Raw genomic sequence first — 8,706 nt, forward strand, 5'->3', positions numbered from 1 at the left:
CGGTTCGCTTTCTCTCGATGCCCGCATCGGCATGTTTGACTTGTGTAGGTCGGATTCACCCATCTTCACTTGTCACTGTGCAATGAGGAAAACCAGTTTCGGAACGTTTGTTCGTCATGATACCCTTCGATGCGTTTGATTTCTTTGCCGTTTTCGTAATGGACGATCGTCGGGGTGGCTTCAATATGGTACGCATCCCACCCGTCTTCGAATTCAAGCAAGTTGAACAGCTTTAAATCGATGCCAAGCTCCTTTGCGAGCGGCACGACGATCGGCGTTGTCCGCTGGCAGTGAGGGCATGTCGGGCTGTAAAAGTAAACGGTGAGCGTCTTGCCGTCAGCCAGCTGCTGTTTCAACTCCGCGGGCAAAATAATGTTGCGGTAGTTCGGGTCGTCAAGTTGGGCGATGGTGGCTGGGTTGAGCTCACTTTTATGGTAAGGATTGTTGCTTGCGGCTTCTTTTTGTTCGTACATCGTAATAAACGCGATCGCAGCGAACAGGACGACAATGATGCCGCCAAATGCGAGCAGTTTTTTCAACGTTCGCTCTCCTTTCTTTGCTGGCGCATGACGGTCCAACTTAACAACATAATGATCATAAAGGCAGTGAACGCCAAAAATGGAATGGTGATAAATCCAAGCCAGTTTATATATTGCCCTGTGCACGGAATGCGGCCGCAGCTGATGGCGTATTCTTGAAGCAGCGGAATTTTTTGCAATCCATAATGATACAGAGAAATACCCCCGCCAATCAATGACAGTGTGAAGCTATAGCGAGCTGCCGCAGCGTCTTTGCGCACAATGGCGGTTCCTAAAATCACGACTTGCGGGTACATAAAAATGCGTTGAAACCAGCACAGGTCGCACGGAATGTACCCAAGCACCTCCGAAAAATAAAGGCTTCCGAGCGTGGCGATGAGCGCGGTCGCCCATGCGGCCAAAAGCAAGTTCTCCGCACGTTTTTCTCGTTCCATGTTCTCTCCTTCTTCCCATCATGTTCCCGATCTTGCCTCCGTTAGCTCCATTATAAGGGATGGAAAACGGCACGTCCATTCATAACCGGCAAAGGGCAGGAAAGAAAACAACATTTTCTATCTATATCGCTCGACAAACGAGCCATACTAATCGGTGAAAGGGGAGGATCACATTGACGAACAACAGCGGAAACAAAGTGCAGGACATTATGACGAAAAACGTCGCAACGATTTCGCCGAACCAAACGGTGCAAGAAGCAGCGCAAATCATGAGCCAAAAAAATATTGGGGCGCTTCCGGTTGTGGAAAACGGGCAAGTCAAAGGGATGATTACGGACCGCGATATTACGTTGCGTGTTTCGTCCCAAGGAAAAGACCCGTCGACCGTCAAAGTAGCGGAGGTCATGACGAACCAAGTCGTCACCGGTACGCCGAATATGAGCGTACAGGAAGCCGCGAATGTCATGGCCCAACATCAAGTTCGCCGTTTGCCGATCGTGGAAAACAACCAGCTTCAAGGCATTGTTGCGCTAGGCGATATTGCGACGAACAGCGCATCAAACGAAGCGGCTGAACAGGCGTTGACGAACATTTCGGAGCCGTCGCAGCCGCAAGGGTAATGGGGGAAAAAGGATGCCCACATTTTTTCCAGGGCATCCTTTTTCTTTTGGCAGGTATATTGTATGATGGGAGCGAATACATAAACAGGGAAAATGAAAATCAAGGGGGAACAGCGATGGAGTGGAGACAAAAATACGAACAATGGCTGCGTGAGCCGCAGCTCGATCCGGAATTGAAGCGGTTGTTGGAACAACGCCGCAATGATGAACGATGGCTGGAGGATTGCTTTTACAAAAATCTCGAATTCGGCACCGGCGGCATGCGCGGTGAGATTGGCCCGGGGACGAACCGAATGAACATGTATACGGTGCGAAAAGCGTCGGAAGGATTGGCGCGATACATACAATCGTTTGGGGATGAGGCGAAGCAACGCGGGGTCGTCATTGCCTATGACTCCCGGCATAAGTCGCCGGAATTTGCGATGGAGGCGGCGAAAACGTTGGCTACGAACGGCATTCAAACATACGTGTTTGATGAATTGCGTCCAACGCCGGAACTGTCGTTTGCTGTTCGCTATTTGCGGGCGTTTGCCGGCATTGTCATCACCGCTAGCCATAATCCGCCCGAATATAACGGCTATAAAGTGTATGGAGAGGACGGGGGACAGCTGCCGCCTGCTGTCGCCGACCAAGTGATCCGCTATGTCAATGAAGTCGAAAATGAGCTCGCCATTCATGTGGAAGATGAGGAAACGTTAAGAGAAAAAGGCCTTATTCGCATCATCGGAAGCGAAGTCGATGATGCTTATATCCATGCGGTCAAAACGATTTCCATCCATCCGGAGCTCGCTCGGGAAACGGCGATCAATATCGTGTTTACGCCGCTTCACGGCACGTCAAACAAACCGGTGCGCCGCGCGCTCGCTGAGCTCGGCTACCAAAACGTCTTTGTCGTCAAAGAGCAGGAGCTGCCGGATCCGAATTTCTCGACGGTCGCCTCGCCCAATCCGGAAGAACACGCGGCTTTCGCTATGGCGATGGAGTTGGGCAAGCAAGTGAACGCCGATCTGTTGATCGCCACCGACCCGGATGCCGACCGGATGGGCGTGGCGGTTACAAATGACAANGGAAACTATGTCGTGCTGACCGGCAATCAAACCGGCGGCTTGTTGCTCCACTATTTGCTGTCGCAACGAAAAGCTCAAGGCACTCTGCCGGAAAATGGTGTTGTCTTAAAAACGATCGTGACGTCTGAATTTGGTCGGGCGATCGCCCAATCGTTTGGTCTTGAGACGGTCGATACGTTGACCGGTTTCAAATTCATCGGCGAAAAAATGAAGGAATACGAACAAACAGGGCAATATGCGTTCCAGTTCGGATATGAGGAAAGCTATGGGTATCTGATCGGCGATTTTGTCCGCGACAAAGATGCCGTGCAGGCGGCTGTCCTCGCGGCGGAAGTGTGCGCGTTTTATAAAAAGCAAGGGCTATCGTTGTATGAGGCGCTCTTGCAATTGTTTGACCAGTACGGCTATTATCGCGAGGGGCAACGATCGCTCACGCTGAAAGGCAAAGAAGGAGCAGAGGCGATTGCCGCGATTTTAGCGTCGTTCCGCCAACAGCCGCCGGTGGAGGCCGCGGGGAAAAAGGTGACGGTGATTGAGGATTACAAAACGAAAGAGCGGACGAACACGTTGACCGGCGAAAAAACGGCCATTGATTTGCCGACATCCAATGTGCTCAAGTATATCTTGGAGGATGGCTCGTGGTTTTGTCTGCGTCCATCAGGGACGGAGCCGAAAATGAAGGCGTACTTCGGCGTCAAAGGGACGTCGCTGGAGGACAGCGAAGAAAGACTAGCCCGCTTAACAGAAGCCGTCATGCAGCGCGTAAAGGATGTGCTCAGCACCGTTTCTCCTTCTTATGCGCAATGATCAGCACAATCTGCGGGGAATTGGCATCGGCCAATTCCCCGTTCGTTTTACGAGTAAAACTGTGCGTACTGCTCGACTCCCATTTTTTGTTCGCTCACTTCAAGCGCATGGTCAATATAGCGAAGCAAGGCGTGCAACCGCTCCTGGATGACGGAGTAGTCATGTTCAAAATTATAAGCGTGGAGAAACTTTTCAATTTTTTTTGACAGAATATCATCAGGCGTACGCACCATTAAAATGAGCAAATTGTCCCATTCGGAGCGATGCGTGTAATAGAGCGCCTTATCATAGTCGACGGTGTTCAAGCGGCATGCCTCCTTTATCAAGAAGGAGTCATTGTTAGTGTATGACGGTGGGGCGTTTTGTTGCCCTGTAAATGTTGCGACAGAAGGCAAAATATAAATTATAACCGAAATGAAAACGAAAAAGGAAAAATAAATGTTGCAATTTTGTGACAAGGGTAGTATCCTCAAAATAAGGGGATGATGAGAATGAACAAACGGCACGAAGGGCAAGAAATGATCAACATGTGCAAATGGATGGCGTCAGTGGGATTGATTGTCGGAGTCGTACTGTTTTTGCTTAGTTTTATCGCAAGCGCTTACAACAAAGACTATTTCTTGACGATCATCAGTCTCGGCATTATCGGGGCCTCGATGTTTATGTTCGGATTCGGCCTGTTTATGGGATTGCTGACAGAAACGTACCATCGCGGCCCGCGCGAGAACGTATAGCGCGCATAGAGAATGAAAAACACCGGAGATTACCCCGGTGTTTTTCGCTTTTGCTGGATGTACCAATAGAAGATGGCGAAACCAAGAGCGACCAAAAAGACTGGAAATAAGAATGGACGGTAGGCATGGATGTACTGCTTGACGGCCATCCAGCGGCTTTCAAAATAGGCGCCGATCGTCAAAAAGACAGCGACCCACACCATCGCCCCGCTGTAGGCGAACAAGGCAAACTTTCTCCAACGGTAGGCGTTCATGCCGGCCCAAAAGGCGGCGAGATGCCGAACGCCGGGGATGAAATAGCAAATGAACAATACCGCTGGGCCGAGCTTCGAAAAAAGCGCTTTCGTTTGCTCGAGCCGTTTTTCTGTAAGATGGAGCTTGGGACCGAATTTATGCAAAAACGGCAGCCCGAGCGTAATCCCGAGCATATAGCTGAGCGAGATGCCAATGATGGCTCCAAGCCAGCAGGAAAGAAAAGCGAGCGGATACGAAAACGCCCCCGTTGAAACGCGGTAACCGGCATATGTCAACAGCAGCTCGTCGGGGATCGGCAGCCCAACAATGCCGAGCATCAGCGCAACCATAATGCCGATGTAGCCGAAGTGTTCGATAAGATAATGCAAATAGTGCTGCAAATGACCACCACGCTTTGCCGCGATTTCTTGTATATGACCATTATAAGCCAACGGTCCACAAATGAAAATGGTGCGCTGCGCGTTCATGCCAAACGATGGAACGTATCAAAACGCCGTTTCCCTCATACATTGTGATAAGAGGAAAAAGAGGGGGGAGATGGATGCGGCAGGACGAGCTGAAAGAGCTGGAACGGGCCATTGCGGAGATTACGGAAATTGCGGAAGGATTTGGCCTTGATTTTTATCCAATGCGTTATGAAATTTGCCCGGCGGACATTCTTTATACGTTTGGCGCTTACGGGATGCCGACGCGATTTTCCCACTGGAGCTTTGGGAAACAGTTTTACAAAATGAAGCTTCATTATGATTTAGGGTTAAGCAAAATTTACGAGCTCGTCATCAATTCGGACCCTTGCTACGCGTTTTTGCTCGATACGAATACGCTCATCCAAAATAAGCTGATCGTCGCCCATGTGTTGGCCCACAGCGACTTTTTCAAAAACAACGTCCGCTTCAGCAACACGAAGCGCGATATGGTGGAAAGCATGGCGGCGACAGCGGAGCGGATCAAGCATTATGAACATCAATACGGAAAATTGGAAGTGGAAAAATTTTTGGATGCCGTCTTGGCCATTCAGGAGCATATCGATCCCTCGCTCCTGCGGCCAAAGCTGTCATGGACGTGGGAAGATACGGAAGTGTACGAAGAGGAGGAGCCTCCGAAAACATCGACGCCGTACGACGATTTATGGTCGCTTGACGAGCGAGACAAACTGAAAACGCCGCCGCGAAAAAAACGGCGCAAGTTTCCGCCGCAACCGGAAAAAGATGTGCTATTGTTCATTGAAGAATACAGCCGCGAACTGGAGGATTGGCAACGCGACATTTTAACGATGATGCGCGAGGAAATGCTTTATTTTTGGCCGCAGCTGGAGACGAAAATCATGAACGAAGGATGAGCTTCGTTTTGCAAAGGAGCTTTAAATATGTAAATGAGGAATCACTTGTATACAGAAGTGATTTTTTTATTTGTTTGATGTTGCAATTTTTAATTATTGCTCATTTGATTAATGGTTTGCTGTATGGTTCGATAATGTTTAGTGATCATGCTAAAATAACGTTTGTAATACATTTTTGTCTTAGTGAATCATAAATTTCTTTGACAAATGGAAAATTGTATAATTTGTTGAATGTTAAAAGGATTGTTTCTTTTCGTTGTCAAATAATTTGTATTAAATATTAGAAATTTAAAGGGGATATATGGCGGAATGGACGCGAAGGATTTGTTGCGTATTATAGACGATGGAGAAAATGCCGAATTGGAATGTAAGGCAGCCAAAGGCGGGTTACCGAAAGATGTTTGGGAAACGTATTCTGCTTTTGCGAATACAAATGGCGGTATTATTTTGCTTGGGGTCGAGCAAAAAGGACAAGAGTTTTTCCCAGTCGATGTTGATGCAAAAAAGTTAGTTAAAGACTTTTGGGATGGAATTAATAATCCACAAAGGATTAGTAAAAATATCTTAGTGGATCGAAATGTAGAAATTGTTGAAGTTGACGGAAAAGAAATCGTGAAAATTTATGTTCCAAGAGCTTCACGTGAGGACAAGCCAATTTATATTGGTCATAATCCTTTTACAGGTACATATCGCCGCAATTATGAAGGAGACTATAAATGTACAAAAGAAGAAGTACAGCGAATGATAGCGGACCAATCTCCAATTCCTCAAGACAGCAAAGTTCTTCCCAATTACGGTTTAAATGATTTGAATATGGAATCGGTGAGAAGTTATCGAAATCGCTTTTCTTCTTTGAAACCAGATCATCCTTGGAATGGTTTAGAACTGAAGGAATTTTTATATAAAATTGGAGCTTTGGGAAGGCTACGCGAAACCAACGAGGAAGGGCTAACATTAGCCGGGTTGCTCATGTTTGGGGAAGAGCGCAGCATTACAGAGTATTTACCGCAGTATTTCTTAGAATATCGGGAAAAGAGTTCGGATGTGCCGGGGGAGAGATGGACAGATCGGATTATTTCTTCCGACGGCACTTGGTCGGGGAATTTGTATGATTTTTATTTTAAAGTCATCCGTAGACTAACGGATGATTTAAACATTCCTTTTCAAATGGAGGGGCTTTTTCGCAAGGATGATACAAGGGTGCACGCTGCTCTTCGTGAGGCTTTAGTCAATACGTTGGCTCATGCCGATTACTACGGGCAACGCGGAATTGTTATCGAAAAGGAAAAGATGTTATTTCGATTTTCCAACCCGGGTGTTCTTCGGATTCCTTTGCAACAAGCACTGAAAGGTGGAATAAGTGATCCGAGAAATCCAACGATTTTTAAAATGTTTATGTTAATCGGACTTGGTGAACGGGCAGGGTCGGGGATTGAGAATATTCATTTGGCGTGGAAAGAACAACATTGGACTGCCCCAGAATTAATTGAAGAATTTCAGCCGGATCGCACGATTCTTACGTTGCGAACAACTTCATTATTACCGCAGGAAAGCGTCGATTTTCTAAAAGCAGTTCTTGGGAAACATTATAAGTTTTTAACCAATGATGAAGTATTAATTTTAGTGACGGCACATCAAGAAAATTATGTGACCAATACGAGATTGCAAAGCCTGACAGATAAAAAGAGTGATGAAATAAGCAAATTATTATCCGGACTGGTGGAAAAAGGATATTTAGAACCAAATGGACAAGGAAGAGGTACAAAATATACGCTAACGGAAATGTTTCATCAAAAGTCTATAGGGAACTCCAGATATAATCGGATAAGCTCCGGACCTAATGTTAATAACTCCGGACCTAACGCTGCTAACTCCGGACCTAACGAAAACGAACAAACAAAAGATCATGAAAAAGTGCTATTGGATATTTCTGAATTAGCAAGGAAGAAAAAGAGATTAAATCCTTCCGAAATGGATGAGATCATTTTAAATCTTTGTGCAATTAAGCCGTTAACGCTCAAAGAATTAAGTCAATTACTGAATAGGCAGATGGATCCTCTTCGCAAAAAGTACATTTCACGATTGCTTAAGGAAGGGAAATTAGAACCGCTATATCCAGAGCAAATAAACCATCCGAAACAAGCATATATGACACGATCTCTTTTTACAAACCAGCATTAGGATATTGGATTCCTAATGCTGGTTTATTGTTATTAGACAAATTTCCCTTCTCATATAGTTTTACAAAATATGATGGGGAGGGGTACGAATGAAGCTTGATGGGATTTGGATGGAATCCATTGAATTAGATAAAATTGTCCCCATATACGTTGAAAATGTTTCAAAAAGAGCAGTAGAGAAAATGGTCAAAATATTAGAGGGAGGGGATCAGTTAAGCAGCCATGTTATTGTTGAAAAGGATCGAACGGAAGATAAATATTGGTTAGTTGCGGGGTACCCAGAATACTTAGCATATAAAAAAATGAATGAAATGCATAAAAGGTGCCCAAAAATATTTTGCGTTATTCAGCGATATTCGAATGAAACAGAACAAAGAATTAAGTTGCTACGGAGGATGTTCCATCATCAAACAACAAAGTGGTTGGACAAACATATGTTGATTGATCAAATGGTTAATAGCGGAGTAAAGGTTGTCACGATAGCCCGAAAGCTGGGAGTTACTCAAGCTGAGATTGAAAATTATTTTGTCCATCCGGATATTCCTTTTGACATAATCAAAAAAGCCCGGGAAAATGAAGGAAGTTTGATAAACATAGAAAAAATTCGCAAATTGCCAATCCATTCAATGCTTAAACACAAGTTATATCAGCAAGCAGTATTACCAAAAAGTCACCCTGACCGATTGGTGATGTATAAAAGTTTGTGTAAAACATTTTGCTAGAACAAAAGA

At 45.7% G+C, this 8,706-nt stretch carries 9 protein-coding genes and 2 pseudogenes; 7 read left to right on the forward strand and 4 right to left on the reverse strand.

All coding sequences use genetic code 11. From position 1 onward, the window contains the following. Positions 1-65: 65 nt before the first annotated feature. Both VU18_RS02300 and VU18_RS02305 read right to left on the reverse strand, forming a co-directional pair. Positions 66-539: a thioredoxin family protein gene (locus tag VU18_RS02300; RefSeq protein WP_011230071.1), complete on the reverse strand. Its 474-nt coding sequence runs from the start codon at positions 537-539 to the stop codon at positions 66-68. Further along, entirely contained in the window at positions 536-973 is a 438-nt protein-coding gene (locus tag VU18_RS02305) for a disulfide oxidoreductase (RefSeq protein WP_047757584.1), read from the reverse strand. The genes VU18_RS02300 and VU18_RS02305 overlap by 4 nt, the downstream gene beginning before the upstream one ends. Before the next feature lie 173 nt (positions 974-1,146). Here VU18_RS02305 and VU18_RS02310 point away from each other — a divergent pair, with 173 nt between their 5' ends. From VU18_RS02310 to VU18_RS18815, 3 genes and pseudogenes are all read left to right on the forward strand, one after another. Then, positions 1,147-1,593: a CBS domain-containing protein gene (locus VU18_RS02310; RefSeq protein ID WP_011230073.1), complete on the forward strand. Its 447-nt coding sequence runs from the start codon at positions 1,147-1,149 to the stop codon at positions 1,591-1,593. A 116-nt stretch (positions 1,594-1,709) separates the two neighbouring features. Next, positions 1,710-2,659: phospho-sugar mutase (locus VU18_RS18810; RefSeq protein ID WP_236687252.1), on the forward strand; the 950-nt coding region annotated here is incomplete at its 3' end. Position 2,660: 1 nt separating this feature from the next. After that, positions 2,661-3,467: pseudogene (locus VU18_RS18815) on the forward strand (phospho-sugar mutase); the annotation flags it as partial. Positions 3,468-3,514: 47 nt separating this feature from the next. Here VU18_RS18815 and VU18_RS02320 read toward each other — a convergent pair. Continuing rightward, entirely contained in the window at positions 3,515-3,772 is a 258-nt protein-coding gene (locus VU18_RS02320) for a YhdB family protein (protein WP_013146280.1), read from the reverse strand. Between the two features lie 180 nt (positions 3,773-3,952). Here VU18_RS02320 and VU18_RS02325 point away from each other — a divergent pair, with 180 nt between their 5' ends. Beyond that, positions 3,953-4,201 carry a hypothetical protein gene (locus tag VU18_RS02325; RefSeq protein WP_025039331.1) on the forward strand — a complete coding sequence of 83 codons (249 nt, stop codon included), beginning with the start codon at positions 3,953-3,955 and terminating at the stop codon, positions 4,199-4,201. 29 nt (positions 4,202-4,230) lie between these two features. Here VU18_RS02325 and VU18_RS02330 read toward each other — a convergent pair whose 3' ends face one another. After that, on the reverse strand, positions 4,231-4,836 hold the full coding sequence (locus tag VU18_RS02330; protein ID WP_011230077.1) for a DedA family protein: 606 nt from the start codon (positions 4,834-4,836) through the stop codon (positions 4,231-4,233). A 161-nt stretch (positions 4,837-4,997) separates the two neighbouring features. On the opposite strand from VU18_RS02330, the pseudogene VU18_RS02335 reads away from it, so the two are divergent. The 3 genes and pseudogenes from VU18_RS02335 to VU18_RS18820 all read left to right on the forward strand — a co-directional run. After that, a pseudogene (locus VU18_RS02335) lies at positions 4,998-5,792 on the forward strand (SpoVR family protein); the annotation flags it as partial. Positions 5,793-6,104: 312 nt separating this feature from the next. Then, positions 6,105-7,976: an RNA-binding domain-containing protein gene (locus VU18_RS02340; RefSeq protein WP_011230079.1), complete on the forward strand. Its 1,872-nt coding sequence runs from the start codon at positions 6,105-6,107 to the stop codon at positions 7,974-7,976. A gap of 88 nt (positions 7,977-8,064) precedes the next feature. After that, positions 8,065-8,697, forward strand: a complete 633-nt coding sequence (locus tag VU18_RS18820) for a hypothetical protein (protein ID WP_021322734.1) — start codon at positions 8,065-8,067, stop codon at positions 8,695-8,697. Positions 8,698-8,706 lie beyond the last annotated feature (9 nt).

Source organism: Geobacillus sp. ZGt-1, from assembly GCF_001026865.1.
Lineage (GTDB): Bacteria > Bacillota > Bacilli > Bacillales > Anoxybacillaceae > Geobacillus > Geobacillus thermoleovorans.